A 19,379-nucleotide genomic window follows, 5' to 3' on the forward strand; every position below is an offset into this window, starting at 1 on the left:
TCGCCCCCCCCCCCCCCCCCCCCCCCCCCCCCCCCCCCCCCACCGCCCCCCCCCCCCCCCCCCCCCCCCCCCCCCCCCCCCCCCCCCCCCCCCCCCCCCCCCTCTTTTCCGCGCCGGGCGCGGGCCCGGTCAGGCCTTCTTGACCACGCTCGACTTGAGCTGCATCGCGCCGAACCCCTCGATCCGGCAGTCGATGTCGTGGCCGTCGACGCCGCCGACCAGACGGATGTTGCGGACCTTGGTGCCCGCCTTGATGCCGGAGACGCTGCCCTTGACCTTGAGCGCCTTGACGACGGTCACGGTGTCGCCGTCGCTGAGCACGTTGCCGACCGCGTCCCGGATCACCCGCTCGCCCGGGCCGGCCGGTTCGGCGGCGCCGCCTGCCGCGGGCATCCACTCGTGGCCGCACTCCGGGCAGACCATGAGGGCGTTCATCTCATAGGTGTACTCGCTGGAGCACGACGGGCACGGGGGGAGGTGGTCGCTCATGCGCGCGGGCTGTCCTCTCGGGTCGGGCCGGGGGTCGGCGGCTCGCCAGCATGTATGAAGTTGAAGAATTTTTCAAATCGCTTGTTCGACCGCGTCCGACCGCGGACGGTGACGTTCCCGGCCGGGCGCGCGCGGGCCGTGGACGCGGGTGCCCGATGACTGGTATCCAGGCCACTGGCAGCGCGACTGGCGGCCGACCGGTGCCCACCTCCCCCCGCGGGCTCACCAGCCCACGGACGGACGGGTGTTGAGGCCGGGCCAGGACGTACAACCAGGAAAGCGGAGACGATGCGCAGAGTTCTGATCGTCGGCGCGGGGCAGGCCGGCCTCCAACTGGCCCTGGGGCTCCAGGCCCACGGCTACGACGTGACGGTGATGACCGACCGCGACGCGGACGCGGTCCGGAGCGGCCGGGTGCTGTCCACCCAGTGCATGTTCGACGCCGCGCTGCGGACCGAACGCGACCTCGGCCTGGACCTCTGGGCGGACACCGCACCCCGGATCGAGGGCGTCGGAGTCTCCGTCGCCGGGCCGGAGTCCGCGCGGGTGATCGACTGGGTCGGGCGCCTGGACGCGCCCGCGCAGTCCGTCGACCAGCGGCTGAAGATGCCCGCCTGGCTGGAGACCTTCGCCGGGCGCGGCGGCCGGGTCGTGGTCCGCCCGGTGACCGTCGGCGACCTCGAACACCTCTCCGGCTCCTACGACCTGGTCCTGGTCGCGGCCGGAAAGGGCGACCTGGCCGCGATGTTCGAGCGCGACCACGAGCGCTCCCGCTACGACCGGCCGCAGCGCGCGCTGGCCGCCAGCTACGTGTACGGGCTCGGCCCGCGCCCCGAGCACGACTTCCCCGCCGTCCGCTGCAACGTGGTGCCCGGCGTCGGCGAACTGTTCGTCATGCCGGCGCTGACCGCGGCCGGCCCGTGCGACATCCTGCTCTGGGAGGCCGCCCCGGGCGGCCCGGCGGACGCCTTCGACGGGGTCCGCGACCCGGCCGAACACCTGCGGGTGACGCTCGACCTGATGAAGGCCTTCACTCCTTGGGAGTATGACCGCGCCCGGGCCGGAATCGAACTCACCGACGCCGGCGCCACCCTCGCCGGGCGCTTCACCCCCGTCGTCCGCCACCCGGTCGGCGAACTGCCCGGCGGCGGAGCGGCGCTGGGCGTCGCGGACGTCGTCGTCCTCAACGACCCGATCACCGGCCAGGGCTCCAACAACGCCGCCCGGTGCGCGGCCGGCTACCTCGACGCGATCCTCGCGCACGGCGACAAGCCGTTCGACCGCGACTTCATGCGGGCCGCCTTCGACCGCTTCTGGCAGACCGTGCGCCCCAGCACCGTCTGGAGCAACGCGATGCTCGCGCCGCCGCCCGAGCACGTCCTGCACCTGCTCGGCGCCGCCGGTCAACTCCCGCCCGTCGCCGACCGGTTCGCCAACGCCTTCAACGACCCGGCCGACCTGGAGCAGTGGTTCCTCGACCCCGCGAAGGCGGCCGCCTACCTGGAGTCGTTCACCCCGCAGGACTGACCGGCGCGGACTGACCCGCGCGGCGGCTGGCGTGGATCGGTCGGGGCACCCGAGCGGGACGACGGGCCCGTCCGGTCAGCGTGAGTGGGCGGCGAGGCTGAGCAGCAGGTGGGCGGATTCGGGGTGGTGGAAGTCGGAGTGGGCGCCCGCCGGGTTGAGGCGGGTGGCCAGGCCGCCGCGGTAGACCCGGGCGGCGTCGATGTTGACGATTGGGTGGTCCAACTCGGCGTGCGGGTACGGGGAGGCGGTCGGGCGCAGCCGGGTGCTGAACTGGGGGACGGGGGCGACGCCGGTGCCGGAGTGGCCGATGCCCGGGCGGCCCTCGGCGCGCAGGTGCCAGAAGCCGGTGGCGCGGTCCCAGCGGGAGTGGGTGAGCACCAGCGGGCCGCGCAGCGGGGCGCCGGGCCGGCCGGGGCCGAGGAACAGCCGGGGGAAGAGGTGGGTGAAGGCGTCGCGGGGCGCGGCCATCTGGAAGATCAGCGCGCTGTCGACGGTGAACGGCCGGGTGGGGTCGCCCGGCCGGCTCCAGCCCAGCACCGGTGGCCCGGCGGGCCGGTCGGCCGCGTACTGGACGGCCTCGCAGAGGAAACGGCCGCCGAAGGAGTGGCCGACCAGGTGCAGGTACTGGCCGTTGCGGTTGGCCAGGACGCGGGGCGCGGCCGGGTCGCCGCGGTCGGCGTCCAGGTAGCCGAGCAGGTGGCCCAGGACGCGCCCGGCCTGCCCCTGGGCGCTCATGGCGTGCGCCCGGGCCCGGATCCGGCGGTAGCCGGCCGGCGACGGCAGGCTGGAGGACGGCCAGCGCACCACCACGCACCACGGGCGGAACCCCCTGGTCAGCCCGGGGTAGGCGGTCGGCGCGGACCGGTGCAGGGCGGCGGCCTCGGTGAGCAGGGCGGCGGCCGAGCGGTCGGCGGCGGCGGGGCTGGTCTGCCAACCGTGGACGTAGACGTAGACGTCGGTCGCCCGCGGGGGGATGCGCAGGTGCCGGGCGAGGTGTTGGGCGATCCGGGCCTCGGGCACCGGCGTGCGGGTGCCGGGGACGAGCAGCCGGCCCTCCTCGTCCAGGTCGACGGTGGCGGTGGCGGTGGCGATGGGCGTGGGCGCCGTCACGGGGTCAGCTCCAGGATGCTGTCGAGGCCGCAGTGCAGGGAGTAGGTGAGCGCCAGCGGGTTGCGGTACTCGCGGGCGAACCACCGGACCAACTGCTGGGTGATCTCGCCCGCCGTGGACTCCCCGGTCAGGTAGAGGTCGAGGAAGGCGAAGGCGTACTCGGCGGCGAAGACCTGCGGGATCTCGATCTGCGGGCCGAGCACGCCGTTGGCGCCGAGGTCGACCAGCGCCCGGCCGAGGTGCTCCAGTTCGGCGGCCGTGGACTGCCCGGTGTGGCAGGCGTTCAGCAGCACGAACGGCCGGAACATGGCGTCCGGCGCCTCGGCGTGCCGGCGGCGGTGGCGGCGCACCAGGTCGGCGTCGATCTGGCGGTCGTCGGAGAGCCGGACGGCGAGCTGTTCGTACGGGGAGTCGCCGGCGACGAACTGGCCGTGGCACCAGAAGTACATGACGTCCTCGTCCAGCACGGCGGAGGACAGCGCCTTGAGCAGCGGTTCGGACTCGGTGCGCACGGTCAGCTGGGAGCGGTCCTCCAGCAGTTTGCGGACCTCGGGGGCCCGGCCGACGTCGGTGAGCTGGTCGTCGGTGTTGAGGCTGGTGACGGGCCTGGCGCGGGCCGGGTACGGCGGCTGGATCGGCGGGTAGCCGGCGCCGGTCTGCTCGACCTGGTGGCGGTGGCCGAGGAAGTCCGCCCACGGGTCGGCGTGGCCGCCGTCGACGGCGAGCATCGGCCAGGGCAGGTGGAGGTCGGAGTCGAAGCTGATCCGCAGCGAGCCGCTCTCGGTGAGCGTCCGGGTGAGGTAGTCGCGGAAGACGGTGAGTTCGCGGTCCGGCCCGTCGAGCATCACCTCCAGGAAGTACCGTCCCTCCTCGGCCAGTTCGGCGACCTGCCGCTCGGCGACGCCGGCCAGCCGGTTGAAGTCGACGGCCTGGGCGAAGGGGTAGCCGCCGATCGGCTCCGGGTCGTACTGGACCAGGCGGTCGCGCCAGATGGTCCGCAGCCGGGAGGCCCGGGCGAGCAGGGCGGGGGCGGACACCTTCAGCTCCGCGCGGTGGGGGCGGGACCAGGGCGTGCGCTCGCCGGGCCGGAAGGCGGAGACGAGCAGGTCGTCGCGGTGGCGGCGCAGCGAGACCACGAGGTCCAGCGGGGCCGGCTCCTTGGCCTGCGGGGCGTCCGGAGCCTGTTGCCGGGGGAGCCGGGTGAAGTCGGCGGAGGGGTTCTGACGGATCTCGACGAGGAGGTCCCGGGCCACGCGATTACTCCTCGTCCTGGGCGATGTGGGTGACGTCGGTGACGGTGGGGACTTGGCCGACTTGGCCGACTTGGGGGACGCGCGGGACGTGCGGGACGTCGACGACGGTGGACAGGTCCTGGAGCACGGAGCCGTGCCCCCGGTCGTAGACGGTGATCCGGACGGTGTGCGGCCCCGGCACGGACGGGGTCAGCGCGAAGCGGGCGGGCTCCCCGGCCGGGCTGTAGTCGGCGACGGGTGGATCGAGCACGGCGTCCGAGGCGGCGACGGCCACCAGGCGCAGGCCCGGCAGCTCGCCGGGGTCGGCCTGCGGCACCTCGGGTTCCAACCGCAGCTCCAGCCGCACGGCGGCCCCCACCGCCGGCTCGTCGAGCAGGGTGAGCCGGGTCCGCCAGGCCGTCCTCGGTACCGCGGGCGCCGGGGAGCGGCGCCGCTCCCCGCGCGAGCACCGGATCAGTGCGGCCGGCTCGGACGGTTCCGGCCCGAGCTCCGCGCGGACGGGTGCGGCCGGCAGCGACTCCGGCCCGCCGTCGTCAAGTGGGGCCGGCGACTCCGCTGCGCCGCCGTCGAGTCGGGCCAGGGCCGTCCGGCTCTCCACTGCCAGCGGATGGCCGGGGCCCATCAGGGTCCGGCGCGCGGTGTGGACGGCCACCAGCAGGTCCCGGGCGGCGTCCCGGCGCCCGCTCGCGGCGAGCGCGGCGGCCAGGCCGACGGCCAGGGTGGGGAACACCGGGAGCAGCCCGGGGCGCAGGGTACCGAGGCTGACGGCGACGTCGTCGGCGTGCCGGTGTCCGGTCAGCAGTGTCCCGGCCGGGAGCCGGTCGGCGACGATGCCCTCGTACACCCGCACCGCCCCGACGGCGTCGCCGGCCCGCAGCCGCGCGTGGGCGAGGCTCTGGCGGATGCTCAGGGTGAGGGAGTTGCGCGGGCCGTGGCTCGCGGCGCACTCCTCGGCGAGTTCCTCCAGCCGGACGACGGCGCGCAGCGGCCGCGGGCCGCAGGCCAGCAGCAGCGCGTGGGCCTCGCGGGCGGCGAGGGTGGCGTCGTCGGTGCTGCCGAGGGCGTCGTCCGCACAGGCGGCGAGGGTGGCGGCCAGGCGCACCGCCGCCTCGTGCTCCCCGTTGAGGTGGCGGGCGACGGCGAGGACGCACCCGGACCGGACGAGGCCGGGCAGGGCGGGGCCGGCGGGTCTGGTCCAGTCCGCCGTCAGGGGCGACAGTTCGGCGATCGCGCCGGCGTGGTCCCCGGCGAGCAGCAGCGCCTGGGCGAGGCCGTACCGCACGGCGTGGGCGAGCAGGTGCTCCGGGCCGAGGGCCGATTCGGCGGCGGCCAGCGCCTCCCGGTAGCAGTCGGCGCCCTCCGCGTACCGGCCGGCCTCGACGAGGTTGAGCGCGATGCTGTCCCGGTCGTCGAGGGAGTCGAGGGCATCGATGGTGTCCGGGGCGCCGGGGTGTTCGGCACCGAGGATCCGGGTGCGGTCGGCCAGCAGGGCGCGGTAGAGCGCGTCGGCGCGGTCGTGCTCCCAGCGGCGGCGGTGGGCGTGGGCGAGGTCGGTGCACGCGGTGAGGGTGTCGGGGTGGTCCTGGCCGTGTACGCGCTCGTGGTCGGCGAGCAGCATCAGCCGTTCGACGATCTCCTGCCGCTGCCGGCCGGCGCGGGCGTGGACGGAGGCGAGGCCGGAGCGCTCGCCGAGGGTGTCCGGGTGGTCCGCGCCCTGGACCCGGGTCCGGTGGGCGATCAGCTCGGTGAACAGGGCTGTGGCGCGGTCGAGTTCGCCGGTGGCGAGGACGGCCTCGGCGAGTTGGGAGAGCTGGAGGAGGGTGTCCGGGTGGTCGGGGCCGTGGATGCGTGCACGGTCGGCGGCCAGCGCCTCCCGTTCGGCCTCGGCCTGGTGCAGGAGGCCCGCGAGCCGGCGGTCCTGGGCGAGGCTGCCGCGACAGGCGAGGGTGTCGGGGTGGTCCGGGCCCTGGAGCCGGATCCGGTCCCGCAGCAGCGCCTCGTCGAGTTCCGTCGCGGGGCGGTGGTCGCCGCCCGACCGGTACGTCCAGGCCAGCAGGAACCGGGCGCCGAGGGCGTCGGGGTGGTCGGGCCCGAGCACCCGCTCGGTGTCGGCGACCAGGGGCACGGCGAGGTCGAGCGCGCGTTGGAGGTCGTAGCCCGCGCGGTACGAGGAGGCCTGCCACCAGCGGGCGTTGAGGGTGTCGGGGTGGTCGGCGCCGAGCACCCGGGCCCGGTCGGCGGCGACGGCGCCGAAGGCCTCGGCCGCGCGGCGCTGGTCGTCCGCGTCGCGGTGGGCGGCGGCCTGCCACCACCGGGTGGTGAGCGTGTCCGGGTGGTCCGGGCCCTGCGCCCGCTCCTGGTCGGCCAGCAGCGCCGTGTACAGCTCGGCGGCGGCGGGGTGGTCGCCCGCCGCCACCACCGACCGCGCGAGGCCGAGCCGCGCGTCGAGGGTGTCGGGGTGGTCCGGTCCGAGCGCCCGCTCGTAGTCGGCGACCAGGGCCCGGAACAGGTCCACCGAGCGGTCGTGCTCGGCCGCCTCGCGGCAGGCCTGGGCCAGGCCGAGCCAGGTGTCCAGGGTGGTGGGGTGGTCGGCGCCCAGGACCCGGGCCAGGTCCGCGACCAGTGCCTCGTACAGCTCCAGGGCGCGGTCGAGTTCGCCGACCTCGTGGTGGCCCGCCGCCTGCGAGCGCCGGGTGCCGAGGGTGTCGGGGTGGTCGGGGCCCTGGATCCGGGTGCGGTCGGCCACCAGCGCGGAGTGCAGCTCTGCGGCGCGGCGGTGGTCGCCCGCCTCGGCGTGCGCCCAGGCCAGGGAGCCGCGGGCGTCCAGGGCCAGCGGGTGGTCGGCGCCGTGGATCCGGGTGCGGTCGGCGGCCAGGGCCTCGTAGCGGGCGATGGCGTGGCGGTGGTCGTTCGCGGAGGAGGTGGCCCAGGCCAGTCCGGCGCGCGTGGCCAGCGTCTCGGGGTGGTCGGCACCGCGGATCCGGGTGTCGTCGGCCACCAGCGCGTCGAACAGCTCCACCGCACGGTGGTGGTGGCCGGCCCGCTGGTGACCGTTCGCCTGCCACCAGCGGGCGGTGAGGGTCTGGGGGTGGTCGGCGCCCAGGATCCGGCCGCGATCGGCCGCCAGTGCGTCGTACAGCTCCACCGCGCGGCGGTGCTCGCCGGCCCGCTGGCAGTCGTGTGCCAGCCACCAGCGGGCATTGAGGGTGTCCGGGTGGTCGGGGCCCTGGATCCGGGCCCGGTCCGCGACGAGCTCCTGGTGGAGCTCCAGCGCCCGGCGGTGCCGGCCGGCGGCGGTGAGCGCCTGCGCCAGCACCAGACGGGCGCCCAGGGTGTCGGGGTGTTCCGGTCCGTGGACGCGGGATTGGTCGGCCACCAGGGTTTCGGACAGCGTGACGGCCCGCCGGTGGTCGCCCGCCTCCCGGCAGCTGTCGGCGTGCCACCGGCGGGTGTTGAGCGTCTCCGGGTGGTCGGGGCCCTGGAGCCGGGCGCGGTCGGCTGCCAGTGCTTCGTACAGTTCCGCCGCGTGCCGGTGCTCCCCGGCGTCCCCGTGCGCGGAGGCGAGCCACCACCGGGTGCTGAGGGTGCGGGGGTGCTCCTCGCCGTACAGCCGGACGCAGTCGGCGACCAGTTCCGCGTACAGCTCCACGGCGCGCGGGTGGTCGCCGCTCTCGTCGTGGGTCCGCGCCAGCTGGAGGCGGGCGCTGAGGGTGGTGGGATGCCCGGCGCCGAGCACCAGGGTCAGGTCGGCCAGCACCCGTTCGCGCTCGACGAGCGCCTCCCGGATCCGTCCCGCGCTCTGGAGGGCGTAGGCCAGGCCGGTGCGGGCGTTGAGGGTCTGCGGGTGGTCGGGGCCGTGGACCCGGTCGTAGTCGGCCACCAGCCGTTCGCGCAGTTCCACGGCCCGCCGGTGGTGCTCCGCCGCGCCGTGCAGCCAGGCCTGCCAGCCGCGGGTGTGGAGGACGGCGGGGTGGTCGGCGCCGAGCACCCGCAGCCGGTCGGCGACGAGTCGGTCGCACAGCTCCGCCGCGTGTCGGTGGTCGCCGGCGTCGCCGAAGGCCCGGGCCAGGCTCAGTCGAGCCTCGAAGGTCTCGTAGTGGTCGGGGCCGTGGACCCGCTCGCGGTCGGCGAGGAGCCGCTGGCATTCGGCGAGCGCCGCGCGGGGGCGCCCGGCCAACAGCAGGGTGCGGGTGAGGTTGGACCGTTCGTCCAGGGTGTCCGGGTGGTCCGGGCCCTGGACGCGGGCGCGGTGGGCCACCAGGTCCTCGAACTCGGCCAGTTCACGGCCGGTCCGGCCCGCGACGCGCAGCGCGTAGGCGAGGTCGCTGCGCTCCTCCAGCGTGCCGGGGTGGTCCGGCCCCTGGGCGCGGGCGCGGTCGCGGACCAGCGCCCGGTGTTCGTCCACCGCCGTCCGGAGCTGGCCCGCCTCGCGGTGGGCGTGGGCGAGACCGCTGCGCGCGTCCAGCGTGTGGGGGTGGTCGGGCCCGAGGACGCGGGTGTAGTCGCCGACCAGATCGGTGAACCGGGTGACCGCCGAGGCCGGGTGCCCGGCCTCGCAGTGGGCCGTCGCCAGCCGGCCGCGCGCGAAGAGGGTCTGCGGGTGGTCCGGCCCCTGGACCCGGACGTGGTCGGCGACCAGCGCCTCGTACCCGGCGACCGCGGCCCGGTGGTCTCCCGCGACGACGTGGGCGGCCGCGAGCCAGTCGCGGCTGGTGAGGGTGTCGGGGTGGTCGGCGCCGAGCACCCGGGCCCGGTCGGCCACCGCCTGCTCGTACAGGGTGATGGCCAACCGGTGCTGACCGGCGGTGAGTTGGGCGTACGCGAGCCCGTTGCGGTGGGCCAGGATGTCCGGGTGGTCGGGGTCGTCCAGGACCCGGCCGGCGTCGGCCAGCAGCCGCTCGAACTCCGCCACCGCCGCCTGGTGCTGACCGGCCACCTGGAGGGCGTAGGCCAGGCCCGCGCGGCTGGTGAGGGTCTCCCGGCTGTCGGCGCCGAGCACCCGGGCCCGGTCGGCCACCACCGCGCGGAACTCCTCGACGGCGCACCGGTGTTCACCCGCCTTGCGGTAGGCGTGGGCGAGGGTGCTGCGGTCGGCGAGGGCGGCCGGGTGGTCGTGGCCCTGGCGGCGGGTGCGGTCGGCCACCACCGCCCGGCAGAGCGCGACGGCGCGGGCCGGGTCGCCGGCCCGGGTGTGGAGTTCGGCGAGCCGGCCCCGGGTGGCCAGGGTGTCGGGGTGGTCGGAGCCCAGCAGGCGGGTCTGGCCGTCGGCCATCGCGGTGACCAGTGGGATGGCGAACACCCGCTGGGCCCGGTCGGTCAGCTCGCCGGCGGCCAGCCGGTACAGCGCGACGGTCTGCGGGGTGGGGTGATCGGACGGGCCGCCGGCGGCCAGCTCGCGGATGTGCGGCAGCAGCGCCCGGCGCAGCCGGGGCCCGGCGGTCGGCCAGAGCCGGGCGGCGGCCTCGGCGAGCTGCTGTTCGGCGCGCCGGCGCAGCGGGCGGGCTCCGTCGGAACGGCGCAGCACGCCCTGGAGCAGGCGGTGCACGGTGACGGTCTCGCCGAGGGTGATCAGGTTGTAGTCGGCGAGCAGCCGCAGCGCGGAGTCGACCTCGGCCGGGCGGCGCGCGCCGAAGGGCGTCAGGGCTTCGCGCGGCAGTGCCTCGGGGGCGTACCAGGCGAGCGTGCGCAGCAGCTCGACGGCGAACGGGGCGGTGGCCTGGACGGCGCGCAGGGTGGTGTGCCAGAGCCGGGAGACGGTGGCCACCGCGCCGGAGCCAGTACCGGAGTCGGAGCCGGAGCCGGCGTCAGGGCGGGCCGGGCTGCTGGTGCGCAGCAGCTCGCGGTAGGCGGCGAAGGTCGTGCCGGTCTGCTGCACGTAGGCGCCGGCCTGGGCGAGGGCGAGCGGCAGGTGGCCGAGTTCGTCGGCGAGGGCGAGCACCTCGGCCTGGTCGGCCCGCGCTCCGAGGTGGGCGGCGCCGCAGAGCAGCCGGGTGGCCTCGGGGGCGTCGAGGACGTCGATCCGCACCGGGCGGATGCCGGGGTGCCAGCCGCCGGCGCGGCGGCTGGTGACCAACTGGTGGCCGCAGCCGAGCAGCCGGCCGAGATAGGGGGTGAGGTGGACCGGGTCCTCGGCGTTGTCGTAGACGAGCAGCCAGCGGTCGTGGGCGCGCAGCCAGGCGAGCGCCCACTCGACCTGCTGGCCGGGCGGGGCGGTGAGGGCCCAGGTGGGGTGGAGGTGGACGGCGAGGTCGGCGAAGGCCTCGGCGAGCTGCTCCTCGGACTCGGCGGTGATCCACCAGATCAGCCGGTAGTGCGCGGCCTCGGCGTAGGCGTAGTGCAGTGCGACGGTGGTCTTGCCGACCCCGCCGAGGCCGTGCAGCGTGGTGGCCTGGGTGACCAGCCCGCTGCCGTCGCCGTCCGACAGCGCCTCGGCGATCGCCCGCAACGCGCCGTCGCGGCCCACGAGCCGGTCCGCGGCGCGGGGCGGCAGGTTGGGAGCGGGGGCGCTCGCCTCGACGGTCAGCGCGGCCCGCGCCGCCTCGGGCGGCAGTACGGCCGCCCGCTGCTCGGCGTGCGGGTTCCCGGCGGTGGCGGGCGAGACCGGGCGGCGCCGCTGGTCGAAGGCCTCGTGGTCGGGCAGGCCGCCCTCGGGCCGGACATGCGTCGTCCTGGACATCAACACTTCGGCGCCCTCACCCCCACGTACGTTCCGCCCGCCCACCGTAGTCGCGGGCGGGCGCCGTGTCACCGGATCCCGCCGGCTGCCCGGAGCCGGGCGCGCGCCTGTCGGTACCGGACGGTAGCGTACGCGGATGATCACGCACACCGTTCCCACCTGGCAGGTCGCCGAGACGGGCGGCCTGGAGACGTCCTGGGTCGAGCTCGGTGCCGCCGCCCTGCACGCCCGCGGCCGGGTCGCCGCCGCGCGGCCCGCGCCGTACTGGCTGACGTACGAACTGGAGACCGGCGAGGGATTCGTCACCCGGCGGATGCGGGTCCGGGCCGAGACCGCCGACGGCGTCCGCGAGCTGGAACTGCGTCAGGACGGCGGCCGCTGGAGCGTCGACGGCGTGGAACGGCCCGACCTGGCCGGCGCGCTGGACTGCGACCTCGGGCTCTCCCCGGTGACCAACACCCCGCCGGTGCTGCGCCACGGCCTCCACCGGGGCCCGGGCGAGCGGCACTTCCTGATGGCGTGGATCCGGGTGCCCGACCTGACGGTGCACCCCTCCCGCCAGACCTACACCCACCTCGGCCTGGACGGCGGGCGGGCCACCGTCCGCTACGCCTCCGGGGACTTCCGCAGCGACCTCGTGCTGGACCGGGACGGCCTGGTCCTCGACTACCCCGGGCTGGCCGGCCGGATCGCCTGACGGCCGGGCGGCGTCAGTCCGCCAGTCCCAGCGGGTCCGGGGCGGGGTCGAGCAGTTCCGGCCCGTTGGCGCGGACGCTGTTGACGGCGGGGGAGACGGCCCGCACCCGCAGGGCGCCGTCGGCGGGGCGGCGCAGCAGGTGGTGGAGTTCGTCGGAGTCCGTGAGATCGGGGGCGAGCCAGGCGGCCAGGTCGGCGGAGGCGATGGTGAGCGGCATCCGGTCGTGGACGCGCCCGGCGCTGTCGGTGGAGTCGGTGGTGATGACGGTGGCGGTGGCGAGCCAGGCCACCGGGTCGTCCTCGGGCCGGGTCTGGTCGCGCCAGAACTCGTACAGGCCGGCCATCAGCATGACCGAGCCGGTGCTGAGGAAGTACGGCTGCTTGTACTTCTTCCGGCCGGCGGCGGCGGGCACCTCGCGCCACTCGAAGTAGCCGTCGGCGGGGATGACGCAGCGCCGGGTGGTGAAGGCCTTGCGGAAGGCGGGCTTGAGGTGGACGGTCTCCGAGCGGGCGTTGATCATGCGGGCGCCGCCGGAGGGATCCTTGGACCAGGACGGCACCAGGCCCCAGCGCAGCGGGCGCAGCTGCCGCAGCAGCTCGCCGCTCTCCCGGTCGACGCGTTCCAGGACGGCGGGCACCGGGTCGGTGGGCGCCACGTTCCAGCTCGGCGCGAACGACTCGGCCGGATCCCAGCGCAGTTCCCCGAGCAGGGCGACGAGGTCCTGGGGCGTGGTGGTGGAGACGAAACGACCGCACATGCTCCCCACCCTGCCACCAGCGGCGGACGATTCGGGGTCAGTACGCGGGGTGGCGGCCCGGGGTGTGGCCGAAGGTGCGGCGGAAGACGTCGATGAAGGCGCTCGCGGAGGACCAGCCGCAGCGGTGCGCGACCGTGGTGACGGGCAGGCCCTCGGCGAGCAGCACCAGTGCGTGGTGCAGCCGCAGCTGGGTGCGCCACTGCGGGAAGGTCATGCCGAGGTCGGCCCGGAAGAGCCGGGAGAGCGTGCGGTCGCTGGCGCCGGCCGCCCGGCCCAGTTCGGTGAGGGTGCGCTGGTCGGCCGGATCGGCGCGGAGCCGGTCGCAGACCGCGCGCAGCAGCGGTGTGGCGGGGGCGGGCAGGTGCAGCGGCTGCTGCGGGGAGGCGCGCAGCTGGTCGAGCAGGACGGCGCGCAGCCGGGTCCGTTCGGGGCTGTCGTCCTCGGGGGTGCGGGTGTAGGCGACGATCAGCTCGCGCAGCAGCGGCCCGACGGCGAGCACGGTCGGCCGGTCCAGGCCGAGCGGGTTCTCGGTGGCGGGCAGCCCGACCAGGTGGAGGTCCAGTTCGCCGTGGGCCTGGTGGGCGTGCACGGTGCCGGCCGGGACCCAGATGGCGCGGGTGCCGGGGGCGACCCAGGAGCCGGCGTCGGTGGTGATGGCGAGCACGCCGCTGGCCGCGTAGGCGATCTGGTGGTCGTCGTGGCGGTGGGCGTCGATCCCGGCGCCGGACGCCAGCCGCTGAACGCGGGTCGGGGCGACGGGGTCGTGGCGGATGTTCGGCATCACCTGGCAGATTATCGGAAGCCCGACAGGCGCCGCTGCGCCGAGCATGTCGGCATGCCGAAGACAACGCCGGACAACCCGCCGATCACTACGCCCAGTGCGTCCAACACCTCCAGTACACCGAGTACACCGAGTACACCGAGTGCACCGAGTGCGCCTGACCATTCGAAGAGCACACCCGGCAAGCGGGACTCCTCGATCACCCTGCTGTCCCTCGGACACGCCTGCGTGGACGTCTACCAGGGCGCGGTGGCCGCCCTGGTCCCGTTCTTCGTGGCCGAGCGCGGCTACGGCTACGCCGCCGTCTCGGGCGTGGTGCTCGCCGCCTCCCTGCTCTCCTCGGTGGCGCAGCCGCTGTTCGGCGCGATCACCGACCGCCGCCCGCTGCCCTGGCTGCTGCCGGTCAGCACGCTGGTGGGCGGCGTGGGCATCGCGCTCAGCGGGGTGAGCGGCTCGTACCCGCTGACCCTGGCGTTCGTGGCGCTGTCCGGGGTCGGGGTGGCCGCGTACCACCCGGAGTCCGCCCGGGTCGCCCGGCTGGCCGCGCGGGACGGCCACCGGGGGATGGCCTGGTTCTCGCTGGGCGGCAACCTGGGCTTCGCGGCGGCCCCGCTGCTGGTGTCCGTGGTGGTCTCGGGCGGCGGCCTGCGGCTGACTCCGCTGCTGGTGCTGCCGGCGCTCGCGGGCGCCGTCCTGTGCCTGCCGGTGCTGCGCGAACTGGAGCGCCGCCGGGCCGCCGGGACGGCTCCGGCGCCGGTGGCCGGGGCCGACGACCGGGCCTCGTTCGTGCGGCTGTCGCTGGCCGTGGTGTGCCGCTCGATCGCTTTCACCGGCCTGAGCACCTTCCTCGCGCTGTTCGCCACCCAGCGGGTCGGCGGCGGTACGGCGGCGGGCACCGCGGCGCTGGTGGTGCTGTACGCGGGCGGCGCGGTGGGTTCGGTGCTGGGCGGCGCGCTGGCGGACCGCTGGGGCCGGGTCGCGGTGGCGCGCTGGTCGTACCTGGTGGCGGCGGTGGCCGTGGCGGGCGTGGTGCTGGTGCCGGGCCCGGCGCTGTACGTCTTCGTGGCGCTGACCTCGGCGGGCCTGTACGTGCCGTTCTCGTTGCAGGTCACGCTGGGGCAGGACTACCTGCCTTCGCGGATCGGCACCGCCAGCGGGATCACGCTGGGCCTGACCGTCAGCATCGGCGGCCTGGCGAGCCCGGTGATCGGCGGCCTCGCCGACGCGACCTCGCTGCGCACCGCCCTGCTGCCGTTGGTGCTGATGCCGGTGCTGAGCTGGCTGCTGTTCCGCACCCTGCCGGAGCCGGTCGCGCCCGCAGCCCCGGCCGCGACGGAGGCGACCGAGCCGGGTCCGGCGGCTACGCGGTGACGGCCGCGACGACCTCGGCGTAGGCGTCGAACAGCCGGGGTGCGCCCGGCCCGGGGTCGGCGAGCAGCAGCGCCCAGCAGCGGGCGACGAGTTCGCGGGCCGCGGTGCCGGGCCAGGGCTGTGGCAGGAGTTCCGGCGGCAGCAGCGGGTCTGGCTCCATGGCCTCGGTGAAGGCGGCGGCCAACTCCAGGGCGACGGTGAGCAGTTCGGAGCCGGTGAGGCCCTTCTCCAGCCGGTCGAGGCGGTCGGCCGCGACCTCGGCGAGCCGCTGGTGGCCCTCGGCGACCTGGTCCAGCGGCCACCAGCGCCGGGCGAGCGCGCGGGGGTCGTCGGTCTCGCCGGCGCGCAGGTCGCGGCTGGTGAGGAGAGTGAGGTGGCCGCGCACGTCCAGGGCGGCGGCCTCGGCCAGGACGTCCTCCTCCCAGGGGTGCGGCGAGACGTAGAGGCCGTTCTGCACCGGGGCGCCGCCGAGCCGGAGGATCGCCTCGCGCAGCGCGTCCCGGGCGGGCCGGGCGTGCTCGGGGACGGCGAATCCCGCGAGGTGCCAGACGCCGTCCCAGGGGGCCCGGCCGCGGTCCTGGGCGTACATCAACGCCACGTACTCGACGTCGGGGTCGATCGAGCGCCGGGTCTCGGCGGTGGCCCGCAGCAGGGCCCGGCGGCCGCGCCCCTCCTGGACGAACCGCCCGTCGCCGGTGAGGCGCTTGACGGTCAGCCGGACCTGCTGGTCGGTCATCCCGAGCAGGCCGGCCACGGTGTACAGGTCGCCGCAGTCGACCGTGCCGTCCGTGCGGACCATCGCCTCGACCAGCACCCGGGTCGGAATCTCCACCATGGCGACCATCCTAATGCGTTCAGATCTGATACGTTCGTTTTGAGAACGATAGATTAGCGGAACGAAGATGCGCGGGCGATGGCTGCTCTGGGGATCACTGCTGTCCGTGGGTGGTGCTCCTGCTCGGCGCGGGCGGCTGGGTGGTGTACCGGAACGAGTACGACCTCAAGGGGGAACGCGTCACCATCACCGGCGGCAGACAGCCGCTGCACGGCGTCCTCGCCCGCCCGACCGGCGGCCGTACCCCCGCCGGCCTGGTCGTCCTCGTCCACGGGGACGGCCCCACCGCACCCCGCTCGCTGTTCAGCCCCGGCTACCTCGACGAGCACCGCAGCTTCCTGAACTCGCTCGGGCAGCGCTGACGGCCCAGCCGCACGGCCGGTGAACACAGGCCGGCGAAAGGAGAAACGACGATGAGAGTGCTAGCCCTCGGCGGAGCGGGAGCGATGGGCCGCGTCGCCGCCCGGGTCGCCGCCCGACTGCCCGGCGTCCACGAACTCGTGATCGCCGACCGCGACCCGGACGCCGCCCGCCGCACCGCCGCCGCCCTCGACGGCGGCCCGGTACCGGTCCGGGCCCGCCAGGTCGACGTCACCGACGGGGTGCAACTGCACGCCGCCCTCGCGAAGGCCGACGCCGTCCTCAACACCGTCGGCCCGTACTACCGCTTCGGCCTCGGCGTGCTGCGCGCGGCGATCCGCACCGGCACCCACTACCTGGACATCTGCGACGACTGGGAACCCACCGTCGCCATGCTGGAACTCGACGACGCGGCCCGCGCCGCCGGCGTCCGCGCCGTGATCGGCATGGGCGCCAGCCCCGGCGTCAGCAACCTGCTCGCCGTCCGGGCCGCCGCCCGCCTCGACACCCTGGCCGACCTCTACACCGCCTGGCCCGTCGACGCGGGCGCCGAACCCGACGACACCTCCCTGCTCGGACCGGACGGTGCCCCGCTGGCGGCCGCCGTGCACTGGATGCAGCAGATCAGCGGGACGGTCGCGGTGGTCGACGGCGGCCGGATCGTCCGGCGGCCCCCGCTGCGGCCGGTCGCCCTCGACCTGCCCGGCGGCCACCGCGGCACCGCGTACACCGTCGGCCACCCCGAACCGGTCACCCTGCACCGCAGCCTGCGACCCGGCGGCACGGCCGCCAACCTCATGGTCGTCACCACCAGGACGGCCGCCTACCTGGACGTCCTGCGGGACGACCTCGACGCCGGGCGCCTCGGCAACGAGACCGCCGCCGTCGACCTCGACCGCCCCACGCTGCGTCGCACCCTGCGGGCCGCCGCCCGCGCGGCCCGCTTCCCCGGCCCCGGCAGCCTCCCCGGCTTCTTCGCCGCCGCCACCGGCAGCCGCGACGGCCGGCCGGTCACCGTCCTCGCCCGGCTCACCGGCGCCGAGGCCTTGCTCGGCGACATGGCCGAGAGCACCGGCGTGCCGGCGGCCCTCGGCCTCGCCCACCTCCTGGACGGCGGCGTCCGCGCCCCGGGCGTCCACCCGCCCGAGGCGGCGATCGACGCCGGGCGCTTCTTCGCCGACCTGGCGCGCCACTGGCCGGGCGTCGGCGTCGTGGTGGAGGAGCGCCCGGGAGCGTGATCAGGAGACGCGCTCAGGAGGCGTGATCAGGGGACGTGGTCAGGGCGCGGGCGCCGGTGAGGTCAGGACACGACGCTCCAGCCCTGTCCGGGGGCGGCGCCGTCGGCCGCGTCCGTGGTCACGGTCGAACCCGCCGTGCCGGTGCGGGCGTTGAGGACCAGGCCGGTGGCGACGTTGGTGACGGTGAGCGTGCCGGTGGCGCCGTCCTGGGTGACCCGCCACTCCTGCCAGCGGTTGCCGGGCGAGTAGTCGAGCAGGTAGGCGCTGTTGCCGGGGTCGGTGCCGGCGGCGAGCACGGTGTGCGCGTGGGTGGCGGTGGCGCAGTTGTCGGCGATCCGCACGGTGCCGTCCGGGTTGCTGGTGAAGGTCCACTGCTCGGAGGTGTGCGTGGGCCACCAGGTGTTGACGTCGGCGACGGCGCCGAGCGGCGAGCTACAGGTCCCCGCCACTTCGAGGACCAGCCCGCCGCTGCCGCCGGCGCCGATCGCGTGGTAGCGACCGTCGTCGACTACCGCGGCCGGCCCGGTGGCCGGCCGGGCGCTGAGCCGGTACAGCGCCACGCCGTGCGGGGCCACCGAGGCGCCGAGCGTGCCGGTGACGGTCGAACTCGCGCCCGTCCACAGCTCCTTGGCGGTGTAGCCGGGCCCGGTGAGGCCGAGTTCGCTCAGGCTGGTGCTCACCGTGCGGCTCGCGGCCGGGTCCTGGTTGACGAGCAGCACGGCGGTGTCGCCGTTCGCCAGCCGCCGCTGGAGGACGACCGGCGCGGTGGCGTTCGCGGGTTTGGCGCCGACCAGGGTGGCGGGCTTGGCCAGGGCGTCCTGGTCGATGGCTATGACGTCGCGGTTCTTCAGGATCGCCAGGCTCGCGGCGTCGATCCCGGTGGACCAGGTGTGGCCGTCCGCGCTGTGCTGGGACTGCGCGGCGGTGCGCAGGTCTGCGCCGGAGACCAGCGGGGCTGCGAGCATCGCGAGGACGGAGGTCTCGGTGCGGGACTCGTCGTCGGTGAACGGCTTGTGGCAGGTGCAGGTGTCGGTGGAGCCCCAGGCGCCGTAGACGTCCTGCCAGCCGGTGAACATCATGTCGAGGTCGTTCCAGCTGCCCGGGCGCACGTTGCCGGGGTACTGCAGCGCGGTCTGCAACTGCCCGTTCCAGAGCACTCCGTCGAGTTCGCTGTCGCGGTCGCCGCCGATCCGGCAGAGGTTGGCGACCTGGCCGCACCAGACGCCGGTCGGCGCGTAGCCGGGCGCCTGGAACGGCGCGGTGCCGGCGGCCTGCACCACCGGGTCGGTGCGCGCCGGGTCGTCGGCCGCGAGCAGGTACGGGACGCCGGTGTGGGCGGGCTGGGCGGAGACGCTGAGGGTGACCTTGGGTCGGCCCTGCGCGGCGGAGGCGGCGTCGAGGGCGTGCTGGAAGGTCTGGACGCGGGCGTAGACCGAGCGGGTGAGTTCCTTTCCCTCTCCCTGCGTGTAGTAGTTGTGGCCGTCCGGGCCGGTGATCTGTGGGCCGTAGGGGCAGTCGTCGTACTTGACGTAGTCGACGCCCCAGGAGACGAAGTCGCCCGCGTCGGTGCTCTCGTGGCCGAGGCTGCCGGGGTGCATCTGGCAGGTGAGGTAGGTGTCGGTGGCGTAGAGGCCGAACTTCACGCCCTTGCTGTGCGCGTACTGGGCGAGGTACTCGATGCCGTTGACGGTCCGCCCGTTGACGGTCTGTGACGGGAAGTGGTCCGGGCGGGGGATGAGGTGGCCGGAGGTGGGGTCGGTGCCGGTGCCGTCGGTGCCGGCGACGGGGTTTCCGGCGGTGTCGTAGAGCTGCATGGCGCCGTCGGCGTTGCGGACGAGGTCGGTGGTCTGGCCGTCGCGGTGCCAGAGCGACCAGCCGTCGTCGATGGTGACGGTGTTGTAGCCGGCCGCGACCAGGCCGTTGGCGGCCATGAAGTCGATGGTCTGGACGACCTGGTCCTCGGTGACCTCGGTGCCGAGGGAGTTCCAGGAGTTCCACCCCATGGGCGGGGTGAGGGCGTTGCCGTTGTCCAGGGCGGCGGCGGGGGCGGCCGTGCCGAGGGTGAGGGCGCCGAGGCCGGTGGCGGCGAGGGCCAGCGCGAGCACGGGTGCCGCGAGGCGGTGGGGGATGTGGCGCATGCGCACTCCTGCGGGTGTGGGGGAGGTGATGGTGCGTCGGGTGGTTCGGGGTGCGGGGGGGGGGGGGGGGGGGGGGGGGGGGGGGGGGGGGGGGGGGGGGGGGGGGGGGGGGGGGGGGGGGGGGGGGGGGGGGGGGGGGGGGGGGGG

Annotated in this window: 13 protein-coding genes; 5 read left to right on the forward strand and 8 right to left on the reverse strand. The window is 75.7% G+C overall.

Features of this window, described 5'->3' with window-relative positions:
- Positions 1 to 129 precede the first annotated feature (129 nt).
- On the reverse strand, positions 130 to 489 hold the full coding sequence (locus AC07BF_RS34930) for a zinc ribbon domain-containing protein YjdM (RefSeq protein ID WP_363586351.1): 360 nt from the start codon (positions 487 to 489) through the stop codon (positions 130 to 132).
- A gap of 288 nt (positions 490 to 777) precedes the next feature.
- Between AC07BF_RS34930 and AC07BF_RS34935 the strand changes: the two genes are divergently transcribed.
- The gene (locus tag AC07BF_RS34935) at positions 778 to 2,016 is read left to right on the forward strand and encodes a styrene monooxygenase/indole monooxygenase family protein (protein WP_363586352.1); all 1,239 of its coding nucleotides are present in this window, start codon (positions 778 to 780) and stop codon (positions 2,014 to 2,016) included.
- A gap of 75 nt (positions 2,017 to 2,091) precedes the next feature.
- On the opposite strand, the gene AC07BF_RS34940 is transcribed toward AC07BF_RS34935, so the two are convergent.
- The 3 genes from AC07BF_RS34940 to fxsT are packed head-to-tail and all read right to left on the reverse strand — an operon-like array spanning position 2,092 to position 11,055.
- Positions 2,092 to 3,126, reverse strand: coding sequence for a hypothetical protein (locus tag AC07BF_RS34940; RefSeq protein ID WP_478334423.1), 1,035 nt, complete (start codon positions 3,124 to 3,126; stop codon positions 2,092 to 2,094).
- Complete coding sequence (locus AC07BF_RS34945; protein ID WP_363586354.1) at positions 3,123 to 4,379, reverse strand: CHAT domain-containing protein; 1,257 nt, start codon at positions 4,377 to 4,379, stop codon at positions 3,123 to 3,125. The genes AC07BF_RS34940 and AC07BF_RS34945 overlap by 4 nt, the downstream gene beginning before the upstream one ends.
- Before the next feature lie 4 nt (positions 4,380 to 4,383).
- The gene (fxsT, locus tag AC07BF_RS34950) at positions 4,384 to 11,055 is read right to left on the reverse strand and encodes an FxSxx-COOH system tetratricopeptide repeat protein (protein ID WP_478334424.1); all 6,672 of its coding nucleotides are present in this window, start codon (positions 11,053 to 11,055) and stop codon (positions 4,384 to 4,386) included.
- 136 nt (positions 11,056 to 11,191) lie between these two features.
- Here fxsT and AC07BF_RS34955 point away from each other — a divergent pair, with 136 nt between their 5' ends.
- A complete protein-coding gene (locus AC07BF_RS34955; protein ID WP_363622887.1) occupies positions 11,192 to 11,752 on the forward strand; it encodes a putative glycolipid-binding domain-containing protein in 561 nt (186 codons plus the stop codon).
- A 13-nt stretch (positions 11,753 to 11,765) separates the two neighbouring features.
- Here AC07BF_RS34955 and AC07BF_RS34960 read toward each other — a convergent pair whose 3' ends face one another.
- Both AC07BF_RS34960 and AC07BF_RS34965 read right to left on the reverse strand, forming a co-directional pair.
- Entirely contained in the window at positions 11,766 to 12,509 is a 744-nt protein-coding gene (locus tag AC07BF_RS34960; protein WP_478334425.1) for an SOS response-associated peptidase, read from the reverse strand.
- Positions 12,510 to 12,546: 37 nt separating this feature from the next.
- Positions 12,547 to 13,290, reverse strand: a complete 744-nt coding sequence (locus AC07BF_RS34965; RefSeq protein WP_478334431.1) for an AraC family transcriptional regulator — start codon at positions 13,288 to 13,290, stop codon at positions 12,547 to 12,549.
- A 54-nt stretch (positions 13,291 to 13,344) separates the two neighbouring features.
- Between AC07BF_RS34965 and AC07BF_RS34970 the strand changes: the two genes are divergently transcribed.
- Positions 13,345 to 14,661 carry an MFS transporter gene (locus tag AC07BF_RS34970; protein WP_478334426.1) on the forward strand — a complete coding sequence of 439 codons (1,317 nt, stop codon included), beginning with the start codon at positions 13,345 to 13,347 and terminating at the stop codon, positions 14,659 to 14,661.
- On the opposite strand, the gene AC07BF_RS34975 is transcribed toward AC07BF_RS34970, so the two are convergent.
- Positions 14,651 to 15,496, reverse strand: coding sequence for a PaaX family transcriptional regulator C-terminal domain-containing protein (locus AC07BF_RS34975; protein WP_478334427.1), 846 nt, complete (start codon positions 15,494 to 15,496; stop codon positions 14,651 to 14,653). The genes AC07BF_RS34970 and AC07BF_RS34975 overlap by 11 nt on opposite strands.
- A 110-nt stretch (positions 15,497 to 15,606) precedes the next feature.
- On the opposite strand from AC07BF_RS34975, the gene AC07BF_RS34980 reads away from it, so the two are divergent.
- Positions 15,607 to 15,858: a hypothetical protein gene (locus tag AC07BF_RS34980; protein ID WP_478334428.1), complete on the forward strand. Its 252-nt coding sequence runs from the start codon at positions 15,607 to 15,609 to the stop codon at positions 15,856 to 15,858.
- A gap of 51 nt (positions 15,859 to 15,909) precedes the next feature.
- Complete coding sequence (locus tag AC07BF_RS34985; RefSeq protein WP_478334429.1) at positions 15,910 to 17,094, forward strand: saccharopine dehydrogenase family protein; 1,185 nt, start codon at positions 15,910 to 15,912, stop codon at positions 17,092 to 17,094.
- Positions 17,095 to 17,156: 62 nt separating this feature from the next.
- On the opposite strand, the gene AC07BF_RS34990 is transcribed toward AC07BF_RS34985, so the two are convergent.
- Positions 17,157 to 19,232: a hypothetical protein gene (locus tag AC07BF_RS34990; protein WP_478334430.1), complete on the reverse strand. Its 2,076-nt coding sequence runs from the start codon at positions 19,230 to 19,232 to the stop codon at positions 17,157 to 17,159.
- Positions 19,233 to 19,379 lie beyond the last annotated feature (147 nt).

The organism is Kitasatospora sp. NPDC043950 (genome assembly GCF_056435345.1).

Coding starts and splice junctions, on each gene's coding strand:
- AC07BF_RS34930 (WP_363586351.1), bottom strand. CDS start 489: ATGAGCGACCACCTCCCCCCGTGCCCGTCGTGCTCCAGCGAGTACACC.
- AC07BF_RS34935 (WP_363586352.1), top strand. CDS start 778: ATGCGCAGAGTTCTGATCGTCGGCGCGGGGCAGGCCGGCCTCCAACTG.
- fxsT (WP_478334424.1), bottom strand. CDS start 11,055: ATGTCCAGGACGACGCATGTCCGGCCCGAGGGCGGCCTGCCCGACCAC.
- AC07BF_RS34955 (WP_363622887.1), top strand. CDS start 11,192: ATGATCACGCACACCGTTCCCACCTGGCAGGTCGCCGAGACGGGCGGC.
- AC07BF_RS34960 (WP_478334425.1), bottom strand. CDS start 12,509: ATGTGCGGTCGTTTCGTCTCCACCACCACGCCCCAGGACCTCGTCGCC.
- AC07BF_RS34965 (WP_478334431.1), bottom strand. CDS start 13,290: ATGCCGAACATCCGCCACGACCCCGTCGCCCCGACCCGCGTTCAGCGG.
- AC07BF_RS34970 (WP_478334426.1), top strand. CDS start 13,345: ATGCCGAAGACAACGCCGGACAACCCGCCGATCACTACGCCCAGTGCG.
- AC07BF_RS34975 (WP_478334427.1), bottom strand. CDS start 15,496: ATGGTGGAGATTCCGACCCGGGTGCTGGTCGAGGCGATGGTCCGCACG.
- AC07BF_RS34985 (WP_478334429.1), top strand. CDS start 15,910: ATGAGAGTGCTAGCCCTCGGCGGAGCGGGAGCGATGGGCCGCGTCGCC.
- AC07BF_RS34990 (WP_478334430.1), bottom strand. CDS start 19,232: ATGCGCCACATCCCCCACCGCCTCGCGGCACCCGTGCTCGCGCTGGCC.